12 protein-coding genes are annotated in these 22,473 nt (G+C 36.8%); 4 read left to right on the forward strand and 8 right to left on the reverse strand.

The features are described from left to right. Positions 1-54: 54 nt before the first annotated feature. The 3 genes from IWC72_RS18255 to IWC72_RS18265 are packed head-to-tail and all read left to right on the forward strand — an operon-like array spanning position 55 to position 2,561. Positions 55-849, forward strand: coding sequence for an SDR family oxidoreductase (locus IWC72_RS18255; RefSeq protein ID WP_194530782.1), 795 nt, complete (start codon positions 55-57; stop codon positions 847-849). 25 nt (positions 850-874) lie between these two features. Then, the gene (fucP, locus tag IWC72_RS18260; RefSeq protein WP_194530783.1) at positions 875-2,218 is read left to right on the forward strand and encodes an L-fucose:H+ symporter permease; all 1,344 of its coding nucleotides are present in this window, start codon (positions 875-877) and stop codon (positions 2,216-2,218) included. Position 2,219: 1 nt separating this feature from the next. Continuing rightward, on the forward strand, positions 2,220-2,561 hold the full coding sequence (locus IWC72_RS18265; protein ID WP_194530784.1) for an L-rhamnose mutarotase: 342 nt from the start codon (positions 2,220-2,222) through the stop codon (positions 2,559-2,561). 86 nt (positions 2,562-2,647) lie between these two features. On the opposite strand, the gene IWC72_RS18270 is transcribed toward IWC72_RS18265, so the two are convergent. The 4 genes from IWC72_RS18270 to IWC72_RS18285 all read right to left on the reverse strand — a co-directional run bounded on the left by IWC72_RS18270 (position 2,648) and on the right by IWC72_RS18285 (position 10,451). Next, the gene (locus IWC72_RS18270) at positions 2,648-4,327 is read right to left on the reverse strand and encodes a sulfatase family protein (protein WP_194530785.1); all 1,680 of its coding nucleotides are present in this window, start codon (positions 4,325-4,327) and stop codon (positions 2,648-2,650) included. Positions 4,328-4,491: 164 nt separating this feature from the next. After that, complete coding sequence (locus IWC72_RS18275; protein ID WP_194530786.1) at positions 4,492-5,595, reverse strand: twin-arginine translocation signal domain-containing protein; 1,104 nt, start codon at positions 5,593-5,595, stop codon at positions 4,492-4,494. Between the two features lie 65 nt (positions 5,596-5,660). Next, positions 5,661-7,178 (reverse strand): DUF1501 domain-containing protein, encoded by a 1,518-nt coding sequence (locus tag IWC72_RS18280; protein ID WP_194530787.1) that lies wholly within the window; start codon positions 7,176-7,178, stop codon positions 5,661-5,663. Positions 7,179-7,202: 24 nt separating this feature from the next. Further along, positions 7,203-10,451 (reverse strand): DUF1553 domain-containing protein, encoded by a 3,249-nt coding sequence (locus IWC72_RS18285; RefSeq protein WP_194530788.1) that lies wholly within the window; start codon positions 10,449-10,451, stop codon positions 7,203-7,205. Positions 10,452-10,680: 229 nt separating this feature from the next. Here IWC72_RS18285 and IWC72_RS18290 point away from each other — a divergent pair, with 229 nt between their 5' ends. Then, positions 10,681-11,544 (forward strand): AraC family transcriptional regulator, encoded by an 864-nt coding sequence (locus IWC72_RS18290; RefSeq protein ID WP_194530789.1) that lies wholly within the window; start codon positions 10,681-10,683, stop codon positions 11,542-11,544. A gap of 3 nt (positions 11,545-11,547) precedes the next feature. Here IWC72_RS18290 and IWC72_RS18295 read toward each other — a convergent pair whose 3' ends face one another. From IWC72_RS18295 to IWC72_RS18310, 4 genes are read right to left on the reverse strand one after another with little or no spacing between them, the layout of a single operon-like run. Continuing rightward, positions 11,548-12,870: a Gfo/Idh/MocA family protein gene (locus IWC72_RS18295; RefSeq protein ID WP_194530790.1), complete on the reverse strand. Its 1,323-nt coding sequence runs from the start codon at positions 12,868-12,870 to the stop codon at positions 11,548-11,550. Next, the gene (locus IWC72_RS18300) at positions 12,867-14,702 is read right to left on the reverse strand and encodes an arylsulfatase (RefSeq protein ID WP_194530791.1); all 1,836 of its coding nucleotides are present in this window, start codon (positions 14,700-14,702) and stop codon (positions 12,867-12,869) included. Before IWC72_RS18300 ends, IWC72_RS18295 begins: the two co-directional genes overlap by 4 nt. A 9-nt stretch (positions 14,703-14,711) precedes the next feature. After that, complete coding sequence (locus IWC72_RS18305; protein WP_194530792.1) at positions 14,712-18,932, reverse strand: two-component regulator propeller domain-containing protein; 4,221 nt, start codon at positions 18,930-18,932, stop codon at positions 14,712-14,714. A gap of 27 nt (positions 18,933-18,959) precedes the next feature. Continuing rightward, complete coding sequence (locus IWC72_RS18310) at positions 18,960-22,412, reverse strand: VCBS repeat-containing protein (RefSeq protein WP_194530793.1); 3,453 nt, start codon at positions 22,410-22,412, stop codon at positions 18,960-18,962. Positions 22,413-22,473: the final 61 nt, after the last annotated feature.

The raw sequence follows: 22,473 nt of genomic DNA on the forward strand, positions 1-22,473 counted from the left end.
TATTGACACACCTCAATAACCTGCTAGGAACAACATTTTAAATACGAGAACCAAATGGATTTAAATTTGAAAGGAAAAGTAGTCGTTATTAGCGGCGCGGCAGGAAAAGAAGGCAGCATTGGAGAAACTATTTTACAGCGTTTGGCGGAAGAAGGTGCAATACCTGCGGTCATTGATCGTAATGCTCGTGGGTTTGGTTATGTTGAAGCTATTCAGAAAAAAGGAATTGACGCTATTTTTTGTCAAACCGATGTAACTGACCCAGAACAGATTGAAAATGCCGTAAATACAATTGTAAAGAAATATGGGCGTATTGATGCAGTCATTAATAACGTTGGCGTAAACGATGGTGTTGGGCTTGATGCTAGTTATGAAGATTTTATGGATTCACTTAAGTTGAATATGGTGAGCTATTTTCTAATCGTTAAACATGCCCTGCCGTCTTTAATCAAATCAAAAGGCAACATTTTAAACATTGGTTCTAAAGTTGCTTTAACCGGACAGGGTAGAACTTCTGGTTACGCTGCTTCTAAAGGTGGTGTTCTTGGCCTGACTCGAGAATGGGCCGTTGATTTAATCAAACACGACATCCGCTCCAATGCTATTATAATTGCCGAAAGCTGGACTCCATCTTACGACACATGGATTAAAACATTACCTAACGGAGAAGAAAAACTGCAATCCATTGTGAAAAAAATTCCTTTGGAAAATAGAATGACCAGCACTAATGAGATAGCAGACACTTGCTTATTTACAATCTCAAATAGATCATCGCACACTACAGGACAATTTATTTTTGTAGATGGTGGATATGTGCATTTAGATCGTTCTTTACTGACCGAAGATTAATCTCAACCAACTTAAAATCATACCCATGACAAAAAACACCAAAACACCCGTAGTACCAAAGCATTTACTTGTTCCTTTTATTGCTGCGACTTCTATTTTCGCTCTTTGGGGATTTGCCAATGATTTGACAAACCCAATGGTTGCTGCCTTCAAGAAGGTGATGATTCTCTCTAACGAGGAAGCTTACAACGTACAATTCGCATTTTATTTCGGGTATGGTGTCATGGCAATTCCTGCTGCATTGTTCATTCGGAAATTCAGTTATAAATCAGGTTTGCTACTTGGTTTGGCGCTTTATGCTTTGGGAGCTATGCTTTTCTATCCTGCTGCTGAAAATGGCTCATACACGTATTTTCTAATTTCATTATTTGTAATTACTTGCGGATTAGGATTTTTAGAAACTACTTCAAATCCGCTCATTCTTTCAATGGGAGATAAAGAAACGGCTACCCAAAGATTAAACCTAGCCCAGTCTTTCAACCCTATAGGCTCTCTTACAGGCATGCTAATTGCCAAATTTGTAGTGTTGGACAGAATACTCTCTGCAGACTATGCAGATAGTTCTGAAATTGTTGCACTTGGTGCCGAAAAAGCAGCTGAAATAAAAGCTTTTGATTTGAATATTATTAGTGGTCCATATATTGCGGTAGGTATCTTTGTAGCTTTAGTTTTCTTTGTTATTTGGAAAACTAAAATTCCAGCAATGGTGATGGGAGACCATTTATCCATTAAAGAATCTTTAGACCGTATTTTTAAGAGTAAAACTTTCATATTGGGGGTGGTTGCCCAAATGTTCTATGTTGGTGCTCAGATTATGTGCTGGACAGCCATTTTTCAATTGGTAGAATATCTAAATGAATCTCAAAATTTGGGTGTTGATGCCACTTGGTGGAATATTACTGCAATGGTGTCTTTTGTAACTACTAGATTTATTGGTACAGCATTAATGAAAAAAATAAACCCCGCTAAAATGTTAGCCTATTTTGGTTTGGCAGCTGCACTTATGTGCGGTGGTATTATAATGACCTCGGGTATTCTAAGCTTAGTATTTTTGGTGTTTGTTTCTGTATTCATGTCTATCATGTTCCCTACTATCTACGGTCTTGCGCTTAAAGATATGGGTGAAGAAGCAAAACTGGCTTCATCAGGACTTATTATGGCCATTGTAGGCGGTGCTTTTTTACCAAAGCTACAAGCTAGTATAATGGATTTTGGAGATACCGTAAACGGACAAGAAGTATTTGGTGATAAGATAGCTGGAAACATAACTGAAATTCACTTTTCTTTCCTATTACCTATGATTTGTCTTTTATTTGTTGCATTCTACGGTATGTACGCCTATAAAGTAACCAAATTGAAAACAGCTTAACATGAAAACGAAAAGATACTGCTATTCCTGTGATCTTAAAGATGACCCAAAACTCATTGCAGAATACAAAGAATATCATGCTCCTGGTAACGCCCGTCCCGCAATAACAAAAAGTATTAAAGATGCGGGTATTGTAGACATGCAGATTTTCCTAACCGGAAACCGTATGTTTATGATTATGGAAGTCGATGAAACTTTTGATGCCAAGAGAAAGGCTGAAATGGATGCTGAGAACCCAGCCGTACAAGAATGGGAACAATTGATGTGGAAATACCAACAAGGCCTACCTTGGTCTAAAAATGGTGAAAAATGGATTGAATTAGAGCGTATTTTCAAACTCTAATAACCCTTCTACAAAATTAACAGAGCGTAGTTAAACCGAATATTTCGGTTTAACTACGCTCTGTTTTTGCTTTAAACGCTAGTTATTTAATCATCCCAATGCTCGTCTATAACTTTTTGAATGTGAGGATATTTCTCATCAGTTTCATTCAAGTCTTTACGAAGTCTTAATAACTCTTCCTTAAGTTCCGTTATAGTTTCAGCATACGCCGGATCCGCATACGCATTGTTCATTTCCTTGGGGTCTTTCTTTAAATCATAAAATTCCCAAGCGGCAGGTGTATCTGTATCAAAATCATTACCCCAATTCTCTTTGTCCCAATTTGCATTTGGGTCTGTGGTATCTACATAATATTTTCCGTAGAAAAATATAAGCTTATAATCTTTGGTACGAACTCCAAAGTGGGCAGGGTTTTGGTGACGGTGTGCCATGTGCATCCAGTACCTGTAATATGTGGACTTCTGCCAATCTGCTGGCTCCTCACCTGTTTCCAAAATTGTTTTAAAGCTTTTTCCTTGCATGTAATCAGGTGTACTACCTCCGGCCATTTCTATAAGCGTAGGTGCGAAATCTGTATTATTGATTATAGCATCGGTGCGGGTTCCTGCTTTTATTTTTTCTGGGTAACGAACAAAGAAAGGCATCCGCATAGATTCCTCATACATCCATCGTTTATCAATAAAATCATGTTCACCAAGCATAAACCCTTGGTCGCCCGTATAAACGATTATAGTGTTATCCATAAGCCCTTCAGCCTCTAAATAATCCATCAAACGTTTTACGTTATCATCAACACCTTTTACACAACGTAAATACTTCTTTACGTAATCTTGGTACACTTTACTTGTGTACTTCTTCTCTTCATCATCCATCTCCCACTTTACATACTCTTCAGGACGAATTTTATCCGCATCACGATACGAACGGTGAATAGAGCTATCTACATAAATGTTCATAGCCTGGTTACGAATCAAGTTTCTGTGCGACACGGATGAACCTATTATTCTCGTTAAAGAATCGTTATTACCACGTGTTGCAATAGAACCGTTATTTCCTCTTTCGTACAAACTTTCTGGTTCTGGAATAAAGGTATCTTCCAAATACTCTTCGTAACGAGGAGCATTTTCAAAATCATCATGAGGTGCTTTAAACTGATGCACTAAAAAGAAAGGTTTGTTAGGGTCTCTTTCGTTCTTTAGCCAATCTAAAGAAATATCGGTAACCATGTCAGAAGAATGCCCCTTAGTCTGAACAGTATTTTTAGGCCACGGCTTATCACCACGAACCCTGAACTCAGGATCAAAATATTTACCTTGACCAGGTAAAACCTTATAATAGTCAAACGCTGCAGGCTCTTCTTTTAAGTGCCATTTACCAACAACAGCGGTTTGGTAACCTAATTTTTTCATTTCAATTGGAAGAAACTGGCGAGCTGGCTCAATACGGCCATCTAAATCCAAAACACCATTTAACTGAGAGTTTTGCCCAGTAATTATGGCAGCCCGGCTAGGCGTACAAATAGAATTGCTCACAAAGCAATTTTCAAATATGATGCCCTCATTGGCAATCTTATCTAAGGTTGGAGTTGGGTTTAATTTAGCCAATCTACTACCGTAAATCCCAAATCCCTGGGTTGTATGGTCATCAGCCATGATGTAGATAATATTTGGTTTTTTTTCTGTGATTACAGCCTTCTCTTCTTTACAAGAAGAAAACACAATAAGCAACAAAAGAGCATACAGTAGATTGTTCTTTTTGCAGCACATTTAAATTTGAAATTTTGTTAATATGAGTTTGATTAAAGTCTTGAGACCTTAACCCGAAAATTACGCATATTTATGACAGAGCAATAAAAGAAATGATCAATTATTAGCCACAAATGTCTTTGTATAACTTATTTGTAATTAAACGTAAGTAAGCTGAACAGACTCTATACCCGTTCTAATTTAACTGGGGGCGTTCTGTTGGCATTCCATTGACATACGTAAAGGTTCTTGTCCTCATCTACAAAAACATCGTGTCCGTGGTTAAATACAGCCTTTTCCGATTGATACATTTGTTGCAGTTTGTCATTTTTATATTCGGGTGCATCGCCACCAGGATTGGAAACTACCATGTTTTCACCATCCATAATAGTTACAAAACCAGAATTGCTAAACCTATGTCCTTGTTTATTTTCTGACCAACATACGCCAGCATAGATATTTTCATCATCAAGAACGGGACGGCAGACATACGCTCCCGGTAACTCAACTGTTTTAATGAATTTTCCTTCTAAAGTGAAAAATTTAAAACTCTTATCAGAGCGAGAAGTAACCACAAGCACCGGATTTTGCTTGTCCCTATAATCTACGGCAACACCGTGAGCGTTATGAAGATTATAATTTTTATCGCTGTTATCATGACCACCCCATTTGCGGATGAATTCACCTTTACCGCTAAACTGAAGAATAAAGTCAGAACCGTAACCATCTGCTACGTAAATATCTCCATTTGGACCTATTGCAGTTTCCGTAGGCAAATATTCTTGTTCTTGCGTATAGACACCAATGGTATGTGGATCAGGAAGATTAAACAAAAGACGGCCATCAACAGTAGTTTTACTTACAGTTCCAGCCTGTTTACTCCATTTCCCAGTTCGGTCTACAAACCATCCACAGTCCACAATGTACAACATGTCTTCGCCTCCTTCATCATGCAAGGTAAGTCCATGTCCCCCAGGATAACGTGTACCCCAATAATCAAGAAGTTTTCCAGATTTATCGAAAATCAAAATATTATTATCCGTGTGGTCTCCTAACATGATAAGCCTTCCCTTACTGTCCATTTGCATTTCATGACAGTTCAGTATCGGGTTGTGAGCAACAGACATTTGTGCCCAATCCTTAACTACTTTGTACTTATAATCACCGTGACCTATGATTTGATCTTCCAATGCGGTTTTCTTTAAGATATTAAACCCAAAAGATGTTGTGGTAGTTAAAGCGGTAGCACCCAACGCCGATTTCTTAAGAAAGCTTCTTCTATTACTCATATGATACTGATGGTTTTTATTTGGATTGGTAAATTACTATGAAAGTTAGTTAACAAAGGGTAAATCTAAGTCAATAAATCTTTCACTACATGACCGTGCACATCTGTAAGGCGATATCTTCTACCTTGATGTTTAAATGTTAACCGCTCATGATCAATACCAAATAAATGCATTAGCGTAGCATGAAAATCATGAACATGCACAGGATCTTTGGTTACGTTATAACTAAAATCATCTGTTGCACCGTAAGAAAACCCAGGTTTTACACCTGCTCCGGCCATCCACATGGTAAATGCTTTTGGGTGATGATCACGTCCATAATTTTCACTTGTTAACTGACCTTGGGAATATACCGTACGGCCAAATTCCCCGCCCCAAACCACAAGCGTGTCTTCAAACATGCCACGTTGCTTTAAATCCTTGATTAAAGCAGCAGTAGCTTGATCCGTTTTTTTAGACTGACTTTTTACACCTCCAGGGCAATAATTATGCTGATCCCACCCTTGGTGATACAACTGTACAAATTTCACTCCTTTTTCTAGCAGTTTTCTTGCCATTAAACAGTTTGCAGCGTAAGTACCAGGGTCACGACTATCTTCTCCGTACATATCAAAGATATACTCTGGCTCATTGCTTAAATCAGTTACTTCCGGAATGGAAGTCTGCATTTTAAATGCCATTTCATACTGAGACATACGCGATTGAATTTCAGGGTCGCCATAAGCATCCGTCTGTAATTCATTCAAGTGTTTTAAATAATCTAACATATCCCTTCTATCCGTACCATCGTAATTTTCAGGGTCACTCAAGTAAAGTACTGGGTCTTTACCTGATCTAAACTGAACACCTTGGTGTTCTGTTGGTAAAAATCCGTTACCCCACAAACTCGCTGTTAACGGTTGTCCTTTTCCATTTTTAGAAACCAATGCAATGAATGTAGGTAGGTTTTCATTATCGGAACCTAGGCCATAACTTAACCAAGAACCTATTGCTGGTCTTCCCGGTAACTGGTTCCCCGTTTGCATAAACGTAATGGCCGGTGTATGGTTAATTTGATCCGTTTGCATACTTTTTATGAAACATAGATCATCTACAACCTCCGATAAATATGGCATGGCATCACTGACCCATGCTCGTGATTCCCCGTATTGTTTAAATTTAAAGGTTGATGGTGCTATGGGCAATGTACTTTGACTACCGCTCATTCCCGTAAGTCTTTGACCACTTATAACGGATGGCGGCAATTCCTGACCAAACATGTTTGTCAGCTTTGGTTTGTAATCGAACAAATCCATTTGAGAAGGTCCTCCACTCTGAAAAAGATAAATTATTCTTTTAGCTTTAGGTGCATGATGCGGAAGACCTAATCGGTTTTTATTATAAACCTTTAATATTTCTTCTTCCGTACTGTTCTTGCCAATACCGGCAAATGCTTTTTCAGCACCTAATAAACTGCCCAGTGCCATGGCTCCAATACCAAGCGATGTCTGTTTTAAGAAATGTCTTCTATCTAACTGCTTCTCAATTTTTTTTAAATCTTCATTGTTAGAAGTCAATTTGCTGTGGTGGTGATTATTACACATACACTATTTTTTAGCTGTTAACTATTATCTTTTGGTGATACTGGCATCGGCATTCATTATGGTACTTGCTACCACGGCATTTGCCGCTATAGATGCTTTATCATCAGTTTCAGAAATTTTAAAGGCTCCGGTCTGTAACCAACCTTTTGCTTTTTCCAAGTTAGTACTGAACTTTTTGTATTCCTCGTTTTGGAGTTTGGCCAAAACATCTAGTTCTTGATTGGTAATATTTCTACCGGCAAGCTTCTTAAAGGTCAACGCTATTCCTGTTCGTACATCTTCTGCCTCCGCTATTTGTTTACCTAAAACTCTAGAGGCCTCTATGTACGTAGGATCGTTCAGCACTACTAATGCCTGTAACGGTGTATTTGTTTTTTGTCTTCTACTGCTACATAAATCCCTTGTAGGCGCATCAAAAGTTGAAATGGTCGGGTTAGGAACGGTACGTTTCCAAATGGTATACATACTACGTCTGTACAAACCTTCTTCTCCATCCTGAACATAGGTAGCCCCATTTACTTTCCACAAGCCTTCTGGTTGATAAGGTTTTACACTTTTACCCCCTACCTGCTCATTTAGTAAACCAGATGCGTATAATGCATTATCTCTTAACATTTCACCAGAAAGTCTGCTAGATGGTCCTCTAGTCAACCATTTATTCTCAATATCTTTTTTGAGAAGCTCCTCACTTATAACCGAACTTTGCTGGTAAGTACTGGACAACATTATAGTCTTATGCAAGGCTTTCACGTCCCAACCGGATTCTACAAATTGAATCGCCAACCAATCTAACAATTTTGGATGACTAGGCAATTCTCCTTGATTACCAAAATCTTCGGAGGTCTTTACCAATCCTCTTCCAAAAAGATTCTGCCAATATCTATTAACGGCTACTCTTGCCGTTAAAGGGTTATCCTTATCCGTTATCCATTTGGCCAAACCTAATCTGTTTTTAGGTAAGCTATCATTTATTGGGAATATTTCTTTCGGAACATTTGAAAATACAGAATCTGTAGGAGAATCATAATTACCTCTATCCAAAATATAGGTTTGTCGTGGTGTTTTACGCTCCTTCATTACCATAATCTGCTTTACAGGCTCTATGCTGTCAACCAAAACCATTCGGTCTTTCTCTAATGCAGATACTACTTCATTATATTTAGAAGAATTATTAAACAAATAATATTGTGCAAGTTGTGTTTTCTCTTTTTCACTAAGTGCATCACTAGATTTAGCAACTAAGTTTTTAAGATAAGCCGTAGTGCTTATTTGCATAACTTCAATCTCACTTATTTCCTTATCAAAAACCATCAGGTCATCTACCAAAGCATTACCTATTCCTTTTCCTCGCCATATAGCCCCTACCCTTAAGCCCGGCTCTACTGTTTCTTTATAGATACGGTCCTTCAAATTATTGAAAACAATATCCTTATAAAGGTTATCAAAAATAGTCTTCGTCTGTAATTTTTCGCCATCCATATAGATGCCTATACCGGTAGCTTTACTAGAGCCGTCATACGTAAGGGTTAGCTGCACCCATTTTTCTTTTGGAATTTCTTTTAGCGACTCAACCACCATAGAATTATCCGGCCAAACATGAGCAAATAAGGCTTCTAATTTGTTATCTTTTATTTTCAAGTGATACCCCCTAAAACTATGCAATTCAGGACCTTGCATCTTATGAAACACAACACCCTCTTCAAGGTCTTGAGGTATGAACACTTTTATTGAAATACTAAAAGGTTCGTTTCGCTTATAGATACCTATTTTATCAAGTTCTAGCCACGTATCCCCATCCATAAAAAGCCCTTTTCCACTAGCTCCTTTTTTGTAGATCGCTTTTTCGTTATCCACAAATTGCTGACGCATCCTAATGTTATTTTTTCCGTTCCCACCAACAGCGTTTACTAGATTTTGATTATCAAAATCAAAAGAAGCGATTAGTCCCTTTGGACGAGTTTTTACCGGAATATTCTTGAACGAGTTACTAGCAAGCCATTGTTCAAAGTTATCCTGCTCTGCCTTTGCCGTAAATTCCAACTTTTCTTCTGAGTCCTCTACAATTTTTTCTAAATAGGCAAGAACATCTTCTTGCTCCTTTGTGGGCAATAACATAGCGGGAACGGGAGTGGCCATATCCCAAGGAATCAAACCGGTCTCATCTACATTATTAAAAAAGCTATACATCTCAAAATAATTTTTTTGAGAAATAGGATCATATTTGTGATCATGACATTTAGCACAAGCGTATGATAAGCCTAACATACCTTGACTAACCGTTGCCGTTCTATCTGCAACATATTCCGATCTAAATTCTTCGTCTATAATACCACCTTCTAAATTTTGTGGGTGCAACCTATTAAATGTTGTTGCTAAAATTTGTTCTTTAGTAGCATTTTCAAAAAGGTCTCCTGCCAATTGCCATGTAAGGAACTCATCATAAGGCATGTTTTTATTGAAGGACTTTATCACCCAATCTCTCCATGGTGAAGTATCTCTAAATCTATCAACACTATAGCCATGAGTATCTGCATAACGGGAGACATCCATCCAATCTAAAGTCATTTGTTCTCCGTAATGTGATGATGCCAATAAACGGTCTATTTGCTTTTCAAAGGCATTTTCCGATGTATCCTTTACAAAAGCATCTATTTCTTCTAAAGTTGGGGGAAGCCCTGTTAAATCTATAGAAGCCCTTCTTAACAACAATTCTTTTTCCGCTCTTTTGGACGGCGCGAACCCTTTTTCTTCCAAGCTGGCCAAAACAAAATTATCTATAGAACTTTGAACAAAGTCTGTCTGTTTCACTTTTGGGACCTCATGTTTTACAGGTTTCAAAAAGGACCAGTGATCCTTGTATTCCGCTCCTTGATCGATCCATTTGACCAACATGGCCTTTTCTGTAGATGTTAAGGTTAAGTGCGATGACGGTGCAGGCATAATAATATCCGGGTTATCTGTCAAGATTCTTTTTACTACCTCACTATTCCCTGGATTGCCCGGATCTATAGAATATAAGCCCGGTGTATTAGGCGATTCCGCATAAGCAAGTTCTGGATCATGAAGTTGTAGCCCACCTTTAATTTTTGCTTTATCCGGTCCGTGACAGATAAAACATTTATCGGATAAAATAGGTTTTACATGCTGATTGAAATCAACTTTTTCTGGAAGCTTCTCATAAGCGATTTCTACGTCTTCGGGAAGGTCCGGGCCTCCACATGAAAACAACACGAATGCTAAAGAAAAAACGAAACAGCTTGTTAATTTGGACATTATTTATTAAAAAATTTATGTTTTCAACAAATTTAGATCTTTTGTATTGTCGATTTCTTGTATAAATCAGGCTATGAATTGTACAAATCCGATATTTTATAAAATAAAATTTTATAATTCAAAACAACATAATATTTGCACAAAACACCATATAATAAGCAAATACACGCTTTATTCTTATCTTTACATAACGATTAATAGTATTTAAAATCCGATAAACGTACTTTATATGAACAAAACCCTTCAGTCATTAAAGCTTACTTTTTTACATTGTGGTTACTCTAAACTGGACTCCTCCTGGGATTATGACAATGTAATTAGTCCGTTCTCACGTTTATATCTGGTTACCAAGGGAACAGCTCGTATGTATCATAGTTATGAGCAATTTGACCTAGAACCTGGTCACATTTACCTTATACCTAGCTTTACCTATAGCCGCTATCAATGTCAAGACCATTTGGAGCTGTACTACATTCACTTTACCGAAGAAGTAGGTGACCGACTTTCTATTTATGACATGAAAGATTTTAAATATGACCTTGAGGCAGATGAGCAAGTTTTTATTTATTTTAAAAAACTCATACATCTACACCCTAAGCGATACTTGACGGAAGACGACCCCAGTATCTATGACAACCGAAAGTTTATGGCTGAAACTGAAAAGAAAAACGAGCTTTTATCTGCTAAGTCATTTATAGAAACCCATGCCCTGCTGCAACTTCTGTTCTCTTCATTTGTACAAAACAGTAAAAGTTTTAAACTAAATATTAGGAATGATTTTCACGAAATCCTCAGCTACATAAAAGAACACCTTCATGAACCCCTTACGGTAGCAGACTTAGCCGCACATAGTAACTTGAGCGCCGACCATTTTTCACGGGTATTTCAACAAAAGTTTGGAATACGCCCCAGTAAGTACATACAGACCGTACGTTTGGAAAGATCGGAAACCCTGCTCCTAACCACAAACAATACATTAGCCGAGATAGCAGGAAAAACAGGGATGGGAACGATTTCTTATTTATCCCGAATGTTTAAAATTAAAAATGGAATAACTCCCGGAGCCTTCCGAAAAGAAAGGCCCGGAGGTTAATTTTTAGTATTTTCTACTTTTTCTACTTTTCATTTTATTAGCTTCACTATCACCAATAAATTTTTCTTTTTTAGGATCCCACTCTAAAGTACGTCCTAATTGATAGCCTATATTACAAATATTTCCGACCGTAGCAGAACGATGACCAATTTCTACATCTGAGATAAGCGGAGTATCGTTCTTAATGGCATCTATCCAATTCTGATAATGATTACCTCTAGATTTTAGGCCCTCTTTATCCGTTACCTGAGATTTTAAAATACTAGCAGGGTCTGTTTCAAGATAGCTTCTGCTGATATCAAGATTACCTTTAGTTCCGATAAAGCGAACACCCCATCCCCTACCAAAATCTTCATGGACCATTTCAATTCCGTTTTCATAAAACATTTGCATTCCGCGTACGGCATTCTTATCTGTGGGAGGTACAAACTTCACAGGACCAGAACGGTCCATGCCTAGCCCCCATTGCGCAATATCAAACATGTGGGCACCCCAATCTGTTAAAATTCCACCTCCAGTCTCACTAAAGAGCCTCCAGTCTGGGAAAAACGCCGCACTTTCAGAAGGAGATAATCTTTCGTTATAAGGTAACATAGGTGCTGGGCCACACCATTGGTTCCAATCTACTTGAGATGGTATTGGTTCTGATTTCATGTTAAATGGAATTGCGGGGTCGCCCACATTAACAAGCACTTTTTTGATATCACCTAAATGTCCGTTCCGCACCATTTCGGTAGCCTTTTGAAAAGTTGCCCACGAACGTTGCATGCTTCCGGTCTGAAGAACCTTACCTGTTTTTTTAACGGTCTTCACCATATCAATTCCCTCTTGAATTTTAAGAGTCAAAGGTTTTTCACAATACACGTGTTTACCAGCTTCCATTGCACCAATGGCCTGTATGGCATGCCAATGATCAGGTGTGGCAACAATAACTGCATCAATATCATCTCTATCTAAAACCTCAAGATAATTGCCCGTAACGGTCAGTCCGTTATACTCCTTTTGATTTCTTTTATCGGCATATAATTTATTTACATGAGCCTTAAACCACTCGTTTTTGGTAGTCCACACATCAGATCCTGCAACGATTTGAGCTTCATCTGTATTCGCAAGAAAAGCATTGGAGAGGGTTATACTTTGTTTACCCAAACCAATGTAACCTAAATTAACCTTGTCACTAGGAGCTACAAAACCTTTACCTAATACATGACGAGGAACAATACTAATTGCCCCAGCCGCTAAAACAGTCTTGGACATAAACGATCTTCGAGACAACGATGCTTTTAAACTTTGTTTTGCTTCAATATTCGATTTGGTCTTTTTCATGAATTCCCTTTTTTATCGATTACTATATAATATGCAGGCATTTTCGTCCCTTTAGAAGTAAAAAAATCACTATGAAGTTTATAACTCCCCTTCTTAAAATTTCCATTCAACTCTATATAAGGCTTATCTACATTAGCTTTTGCTTGCAGTAAAGTATCTCCTAGCTTTACTTCTGCCCTCTCTACAACAACACTTCTGCCTACTGGTAATTGATCAACTGTGTAAGAACCGATAATTTCATCTGCTGCAGCATTTAATGACAAACCTGATTCCGGCGCATATCTATATAATTTAAATTGATAATTACCATCTTCAACAATATTCACACTATAATAACCATCTGGGGCATACTCTCCTTGACGAATTTGCACTTGGTTCCATGGTATGTTATCTTTTGTATGCATATCGTGAACCGTAATGGTTACCGGATTAGCCTTTTCGTGGCCTAAAGGAATTTCGGCATATCTCATTTCCGGTTCTATACTGGACCACCACTGATCATAAAACTGTTGCATTTTTTTTACCTTATCCGGGTGTTGTTCAGCAACATCATTTTTTTGTCCAGGGTCATCAACTATATTATACAACTCTTTACCATCTATAAGTCGCCATTCCGTACTCATTACACAACTGTTTTTTCCTTTTTCGGGCCATTGGCCTCGTTGTGTATCAATGACCAACATACGTGTACTGTCTTTTGCCTTTTTCAAAAGTACCGATGTCATATCACTTCCATCCAAAGGTTTTTCAGAATTGAATTCAATTCCGGCCATCTTGCTCAACGTTGGGAGCAAATCTACATTGGCCACCAGTTCATTGCTTGTTGAACCTTTTTCAATTTTTCCATCTGGCCAACTGATGAAAAACGGCACTTTATGTCCTCCGTCATAATGACTCCCTTTAGTACCTCGTAAACCGGCATTGTAACCCGAAATACTTCCATCTTTATTCGTTTTAATACCTGCTGCCGTACCATTATCTGTAGTGAAAATAATTATGGTATTATCGAATAATTTTTCGTCTTTCAAAAATGAAATCAACTTTCCAAAGTTCTCATCAATATTGGTAATCATACCATAAAAACGCTTCTGAACATCCGTTAATGTTGCATTTTCATACATCTTAGCATATGACTCTGGTACATTAAACGGCGAATGGGCTGCATTAAGCGGCAGGTACAAGAAAAAAGGTTCCTCTTTTTTTCGTTGTACGTATTTAATTGCTTCATTGACCCATACATCCGTAGCGTACCCTTCTACTTTTTCCGGTTCCCCATTTCTAAAATAGGTATCGTTAAAATAAGTATTGTTCCAGTAATCTGGTGTCTGCTGAACTCCGCCTCCACCATTATAAAGTGTTTCTTGAAAACCTCTATCAAATGGTCTATATGGGTAATTATCTCCCAAATGCCACTTACCGAACATAGCCGTTTTATAACCGTCTTCTTCAAAAACCTCTGCTATGGTTTTTTCATCTTGCAGTAAAATAGAACAACCAGCAATAGTATGCCATGCATTGTTCCTATTGCCATTACGCCCTGTCATAAGTCCCGCGCGACTAGGAGCACAAGTTGTCCCTACATGAAAATTGGTAAGCTCTAAAGCTTCTTTACCAAAAGCAGTAAGGTTTGGTGTTTTTAATATTGAATTGCCATGAGAAGCTAAATCTCCGTAACCCTGATCATCCGTAAAAACAATGATTACATTTGGTTTTTTATCGTCTGGTATTAAAACCGGAACGTTTCCTGTTTCTGTTTTCTTTTGCTGTCCACAAGAGACAAATGCTACTATACAGACCAGCAGGCAAAATTTGATAAGTTGATTTATTTTCATTGGATCAATCTAAGAGGTTGTCTTTTTTTCTTTTAGTTTGGCAACATATTCACTAGGTATTACCCCAAACTGTTTCTTAAAACATTTTGAGAAATAAGATGCAGTATTAAAACCCGTCTTATACATGATTTCCTTAACGGATAGATCACTTTGTTCAAAAAGTTGTACGGCTCTTTTAAGGCGTATATTTCTAATAAACTCACTAGAAGAAAGACCGGTAATCTCTTTAAACTTCATATAAAGATTACTACGACTATACCCCATTTCCTTCACCAGCATTTCTACATTAAAATCTGTATTCATCATGTGCTTTTCTACTATTTCAATAGCTGTTTGCAGAAAAGATTCATCTACCGAAGTTACGGCAATCTCCGTAGGTTGTAGGGTTATATTGCGAGTGAATTGCTTCCTAAGCTGATCCCTTTGCTTTAAAATATTACTTAATGTAAGCTGAAGTAACTCCATATCAAAAGGTTTTCTAATATAGCCTTCAACTCCTAACTTTAAATTTTCAATTTCACTTTCTTCGGAAGCCTTTGCAGTTAGCATGACCACTGGAATGTGACTTGTTTCTTTATCTTTCTTTAGTTTTTCACAAAACTCAGTACCGTTCATTATGGGCATCAAAATATCTGTTAGGATGATATTGGGCATTAGGCTTTTTGCCATTTTCAATGCTTGTTTACCATTTTCTGCTTCATAAATTACATACTCACTATCTAAGGCTTGCTTTACCAATGTACGAATGTCCGCATTATCATCAACACTAAGTAAAATAGGAAGTTTAGGTCTTGATTTAGAAACGTCCTCGTCAAGAATTTCATCATTTATACCAATAGCAAAAGACTCGGTCTCCGAAGAACGGACTAGAAAGTCACTTTCTGATACCTCTTTGATACTAACCTCCGGAATGTGTGCAAATTTCTCCTTTTCCATTGGTAATTTTACCACAAAATCAGTTCCCTTATTCGGTTTACTTTTAACCACAATAGAACCTTGATGTAATTCTATTAGGTTTTTGGTAAACGACAAACCAATGCCAGCTCCCTGCAGGTTTCTTCTATCTTTCTTATCCTGAGTGTTGAACCTTTCAAAAATTGTATTCACTCTGTTTTTTGCTATTCCAGAGCCTGAATCCCTTACTTTGATAACTACATTTCTAGATGTATCCTCATGATTTCCTGCTTTCTCTATTGAAATGCTTACCGCAATATGGCCACCATCCGGTGTATATTTGAATGCATTAGAAAGAAGGTTATTCATTATTTTTTCTAACGCATCATGGTCAAACCATGAGATAATAGTATCCTCTGAAGATGTAATAGTGAAGTCTACATTTTGCTTGTGCGCCAAAAACTGAAAAGGCTGCCCCACTTCTTGAATAAATTCTACAATATCACTATTACGTACAACTAAGTGCATTTTTCCTTGATCTATCTTCCTAAAATCTAATAACTGATTTACTAGCTTTAGAAGATAATTGGTATTCTTGTACATAATATTGTACTGTTCTTGAACTTTGGTTTGGCTTACTTTAAAACCGTCTTTCCGTAAATATTCCAGTGGACCTTTGATTAAGGTAAGCGGAGTCCTAAACTCATGTGAAATATTGGTAAAAAACTCCAATTTAACACGCTGCATTTCTTCTGACTTCTCTTTTTCAAGATGATCCAGTTCCAGTTGATGCTTTTTACTGGTTCTAATAAAAGTATACCTCCAGAACAGCCATAAAACACCTAAAACAAGAAAACCATAAAAAAGGTAGGCCGCAGATGTTTGCCAAATGGGAGGAGTAATAGTAATGTTTATTTCAGAAGGAGATTCATCCCATAAACCATCATTGTTAGAGGCTTTTACTTTAAACGTATATTCTCCTGGTCCTAAGTTGGTATATGTAGCAAAACGCTTACTAGAATTGGTTTGTATCCAGTCATTATCAAAACCTTTTAACATGTAAGCAAATTGATTCTTTGAAGGCGCGGCATAGTGTAGAGCTGCAAATTCAAAAGAAAAATTATTCTGTTTATAATTTAAGCGAACATTATCAACTTTATTGCTGTTTTTTTCTAGAATAACATTGTCATTTATTTTTTCTCCAATCCTAACAGACCTATTGGAGATTAATAAATCTGTGATAACCGTTTCTGCAGGTTGCATATTATCGTTTATCTCTTCTGGATAAAAAGCATTAAAACCGTTTATTCCTCCAAAAAGCATTTCACCATCAGACCGTTTTACACACGCCAGTTCCTGAAATTCATTATCCTGCAGACCATCACTCTCATTGTAATTTTTAAAAGTCTCGTTCTTAGGGTTAAATTTTGATAGCCCCATATTGGTAGATAACCAAAGATTTCCTTGAGAATCTTCTAAAATACCTTTAATTACGTTATTTGGTAAACCATCACGACCAGAATAAGAAATAAAACTACCTTCCTCCCCATCTTTACCGGGTATATATTTATTAAGACCTCCTCCAAAAGTACCTACCCATAATTCTCCTTCCGTACTTTGATATAGCGATAGTATGTAATTATGGCTTAACGCCCCTTGATCTTTAGTGTCTTTTTTATAAGTCTTAAACTTTGGTTGTTTCTTATACCTCTCAATTGCATTTACCTTAGTAAGACCATCTCCCGTAGCAAACCAAATATTACCCTCTGTGTCTTCAAGAATATCCCGGATGATATTACTAGGCAATGCGTTAGGTTGCTTAGGATAACTTTTAAAGGTTGATTTAGCAAAACCTTTACCATCTTCTTTTTTTATCCATCTATGTATACCTGAGGTATAAGTACCAATCCAAATGTTTCCCTTAGAGTCATTCAACAGACTAAACACTCCTCCCATTAAGCCTTGAGGAACTAAATCTGATTCCTTTACATTGTTTGGGTTACTAATATCCAACACATACAAGCCTGGCGTGCCTTCTGCACCAATAATCAAAGTTTTTTTGTTATCTATATTTGTTTCGGTAATAGCAAATGTCCTTGGTATCAAAGGAAAATGTTGAAACTTATTATAGTTGCCATCATCATCTTTTTTAAGTTGCATATTGAGTCCGCCACCTTCTGTACCAACCCATACCGTTCCATTACTATCCTCATACATTGCCCTGATTTTATCATAACTCAGGCTTTGGGGATTAGGAGTGTTTCTAACATTCAAGAAAGGTTTTTTTCCTGGATCAAAAGTATTGATCCCTCCTCCATTGGTACCAATCCATACAATACCAGTATTATCTAGGTACAGTGATTTTATTATGTTCTTACTTATACTACCAACATCTCTGGAGTCATAGGTAAAGCGCTTAACAAATTGTGGTATTTTATCAAGAGAGGTATTTTCAAAATAAAACAAACCTTCATTGGAACCGGCCCAAAGACGATTATTATTATCTATTAGAATACTATTAAAATTTGTATCATACACTTTTACAAGTTCTCTGCCTTTTCCTTTAACTTGACAAAACAAACCTAAATTTGTTGCTATCATTAGTCTACCCAAATTATCTTCGGTAATACTCCTAACTATGCAATCTGGAAGCCCTACAGATTTATTAACATTCCCAAAATAATCCTTGCCATTAGGATCCTTTTTCAACTTAAAAAGACCAGTGGCTCCACCAACTAGAATTTGCCCATTCTTATCTTCATAAATGGAATAGATAGAGCTACCGTCCCAACCTATAATAAAAGGATCTTGCTCTGAACTAAAATGCTGAAATTCTACGTTTTCGGATGAAACAGTAAGATCTACCATATCCAGACCATCACGAACACCAATCCATAAACGATTTTTACTATCCTTATATAAGGCTGTAACATGATTACCTATTATACTTGAGGCATTCTCTTCGTTATGCGTATACGAAGTAAAAGCACCTGTAGCTACATTGTAAAAGTTGACTCCACTTCCCGTAGTACCTATCCATAGGTTACCTTCTTCATCCCCGTTTATTGCAGAGATTAGATTACTGTTTATTTCGTGTGGTTTATTGATACTAGGGTTGTGTACGGTAAACTTATAACCATCATACTTATTGAGTCCATCATGCGTTCCAAACCACATAAACCCGTGTTTGTCCTGATAAATAGCATTAATATCACTTTGTGAAAGCCCATCACTCGTGGTAATATGTTTAAAGTTGATGTGGTTTTGGGCACTTCCGAAAATGGTAAATAAAGCCCCAGCAATTATAAGTGTATAATCAAAAAGTTTATTCTTCATCTTGGTGTTTCTGTGCTTATGCCTTTCTTACTTCATTTTACTTAAGACAACCTCTCTACTTATACCATCTTTGTTGTAAATTATGATCTTATCCATGGAGTCATGAACCTGAATTATATTTGATGCCTGTGATAAATAACCAGCTCCAAAGTAATATTCCTGCTTCGCCATTTTTCCATTTTTAAAATAGATTTTAGCATTAACTTCTCCAGGCATTAATTCAATAACTCGTGATTCTAGTTTTTGACTGAATCTTTTTGTTTTGTTAGAATTTACAGATGCCACCCAAAGCATGGTTGAATCATTTAGAGGTAAATTCACCAAAGCACGGGCATCTTTCTCTACTTTAAAACCTGTTTGAGAATGTAAAATGGGAGTAAAATCACCCTGATTGTTACCTTTTAAAATTACACCTTTTCCGGCATCATACCAACCAGAAATGACCTCCGTAGGATAATAGTTTCCTACTCCGATCACATCATCAAATCCATCAAAATTAAAATCTCCTGTTGCTAGCCCAAACAGTGGTGAAAACTGAGCCCTTTGTGCTAAAGGAGTGATTGAAAAACTACCGTTGCCTAAATTTTCAATATAACTAGAGCTAAGGTAGTTAACTTCCAAAACTTGCATTTTAGTAGTGTCTAATTCTATAAGTATGTCATTAATTTCTGCTTCCGCAAACTGATCATAAGTTGGGAATATCCTTTTTATGGAAACCAATTGTTTTGCCAGTTCTCCTCTAGGTGCCAAAGGAACCTCCTTACCTTTTATATATCTTGTGATTATTGGGTCTACACTTGAATTTAAATCAAAATCCTTTGCATAAACTCGCATTGGCTCGTTCTCACTTACCTTAAAGGCTGTATTCTCACCATGGTTACCTGCTATATAATCTATATCTCCATCATGATCAAAATCTTTACCTACTAAACTATTCCAAAACCCATTAAAATTTTCAAGTCCGTTTTTAGATACTTTGTTTAAAATACCGTTATTATTTTCGAATAAAGTAATAGGCATCCACTCCCCCGCTACCATCAAATCCAAATCATCATCATTGTCATAATCTGTCCATAATGCAGAGCTTACTAAACCGATTGTTTGAAGACTTTTTGCTTTCTTTTCTGTAACATCAACAAACTTTCCGTTCTCATTCTCTAAAAGATAACTGTTTGGTGTATTGGGAAAACTACCCGGAACAATCATACCTCCAACAAATAAATCTAAATCTCCATCAGAATCAAAATCTGCAGCCACAACACAAGACCCACTAGCCTTTATTTCTGGTAGAGCCTCTATTTCATGTTCAAAAATGTCATTTCCTTTATTAGTATATAGTCTGTCTTGGTAATGTCCCTTCTCAAAATATTTAACGGAACTACCTCCACTAACAACATACAAATCTAAATCATCATCTCCATCTGCATCAAAGAAAAGAGCGCCAAGATCTTCGTATTTTTCCGAGCCGGGAAGACTTATAGAATCAAAAGTGCCATTTACATTCTGGAGAAATATTTTACCTTTATAATTCCTTGCCCCTCCAATATATAAATCCTTCCTACCATCTCCGTTTATATCTCCTGTGGCAATCCCTGGACCATTAAAGTCATTTAAATGCAATAACAAGGGCTCTCCCCTAAAGTCACTATTGTCATTTTCTTCATGGGAATAATCCAATACCTTATCGTTTAATATTTCTGTAAGAAGATAATTTTTGGAGACAACATTGATGCTGTCATTCTTGACTTTTGTTTTAGCTTTATCATATTGAATAGTATACAAAGTATCTACCTTCAAATTAGTTAGTACTTGTTCTGCCCCATCTAACCAACCAACCCTTAAAGAATCAATTATAGCCGTGCTCCCTAATCCAATATGAATGTTAGTATTTGTTGAAGACATATAACCTTTTACCGGACTATAGTCATAATACTGTTGTTCTCCATTAGGCAAGTAAGCCGTAAGCTTAGTTCCTATACCGTTTAAATTTCCCTGACTCCCCTTTAATTTAACTTCTATAAAATGATTCTCTCTATTCTTATCAAAATTATTTCTATAAATAAAAGCGGGCGAATTAATATTATTAACGACTAAGTCTAAATCTCCATCATTATCAAAATCTGCATATACAGCTCCATTGGATAAAGAGGCTTGGTCCATTCCCCATGATTGGGTCTCGTCCTTAAATTTTAGTTTTCCGTCGTTAGAAAAAATATAATTAGGCAGAAAAATACTGTCCAAAATTCTTAACCGCTCTACTAACTTATCTTCAGACAATTTACCCTTCTTGAATATGTCTGCTTGACTTGAATACTCCGTAAAGTCATGATTAGTGATATCTCTTCTAAAACCGTTAGTTATATACACATCTTTCTGACCATCATTATTAAAATCAGCAATCAGCGGAGACCAACTCCAATCTGTCTGATGCAAACCTGAATATCTGCCAATTTCACTAAACATTGGCTTTCCTTCTAAATCCTTTCCTTGGTTTAACTGTAACGTATTTCTAATGAACTGTGGCGAAAAACCTTCTCGTAACGTTTGCTTAAAATGTTCATGATTCATACTAGCAGTCATAGTTTTTTGCCTCTTATTTATTTCAGGAAGCATATCCATGACTAAAATATCTGGTAGAGCGTCATTATTAATATCAGAAATATCTATACCCATACCATTTCTTGAAGTATGCTGAACATACTCAGGAAGTCTGTTCGTAAACGTACCGTTTTGATTATTTATATATAATAAGTCATTAGCCACAAAATCGTTAGCCACATAAATATCTGGCCAACCATCTTGATTTATATCTGAAATAGCTAAACCCAGACCGTATCCTTCAATTAAAACACCCGCTTTTTTGGAAACATTTTCAAAAATAGGATGCCCATCCGTACCTAGTCCTTTATTCTCATATAGTCGATCCGTGCTAGGACCGGAACCATCTATTTTAGTGTATAGTTTCTCTATCTCTTTAGGAGATTCATTGGCATGTGTCATGACATACAAGTCTAAATCACCATCTCTATCATAATCAAAAAAAGCTGATTGTGTAGAATGTCCAGAATCTGCAATACCGTAGCTTTTTGCCCTTTCTACAAACGTAAAGTCGCCGTTATTTATAAAAAGCTTATTTTCTCTTTCTGGTCCTTTTGCAAATCCTCCTACAGAAACATATATATCTAATAAGCCATCTTGATTTACATCAACTACAGAAACTCCGTTTGCCCAATATTGACCGGTTATACCAGATGTATCCGTAACATCGTCAAATTTGAATTCTCCTTTGTTTTTATATAGTTTTGAAGAAACCATGTTTCCCGCAAAAAAAATATCGTTCAACCCATCGTTGTCAAAATCACCAACTCCAACCCCACCGCCAATGTAGATATATGGAAAACTAAAATAATGTAATTTACTTGTTTCATCTATAGTGTTAGAAAAATCGATGCCTGAATCATTGGCTGAAATCAATTCCATTTTTTTTTCCTGATTGCTGCATGAAGTCAGGAAAATAAGGGCTGAGATAAAAATTAGTTTT

This window comes from Zobellia roscoffensis (assembly GCF_015330165.1).
GTDB lineage: Bacteria > Bacteroidota > Bacteroidia > Flavobacteriales > Flavobacteriaceae > Zobellia > Zobellia roscoffensis.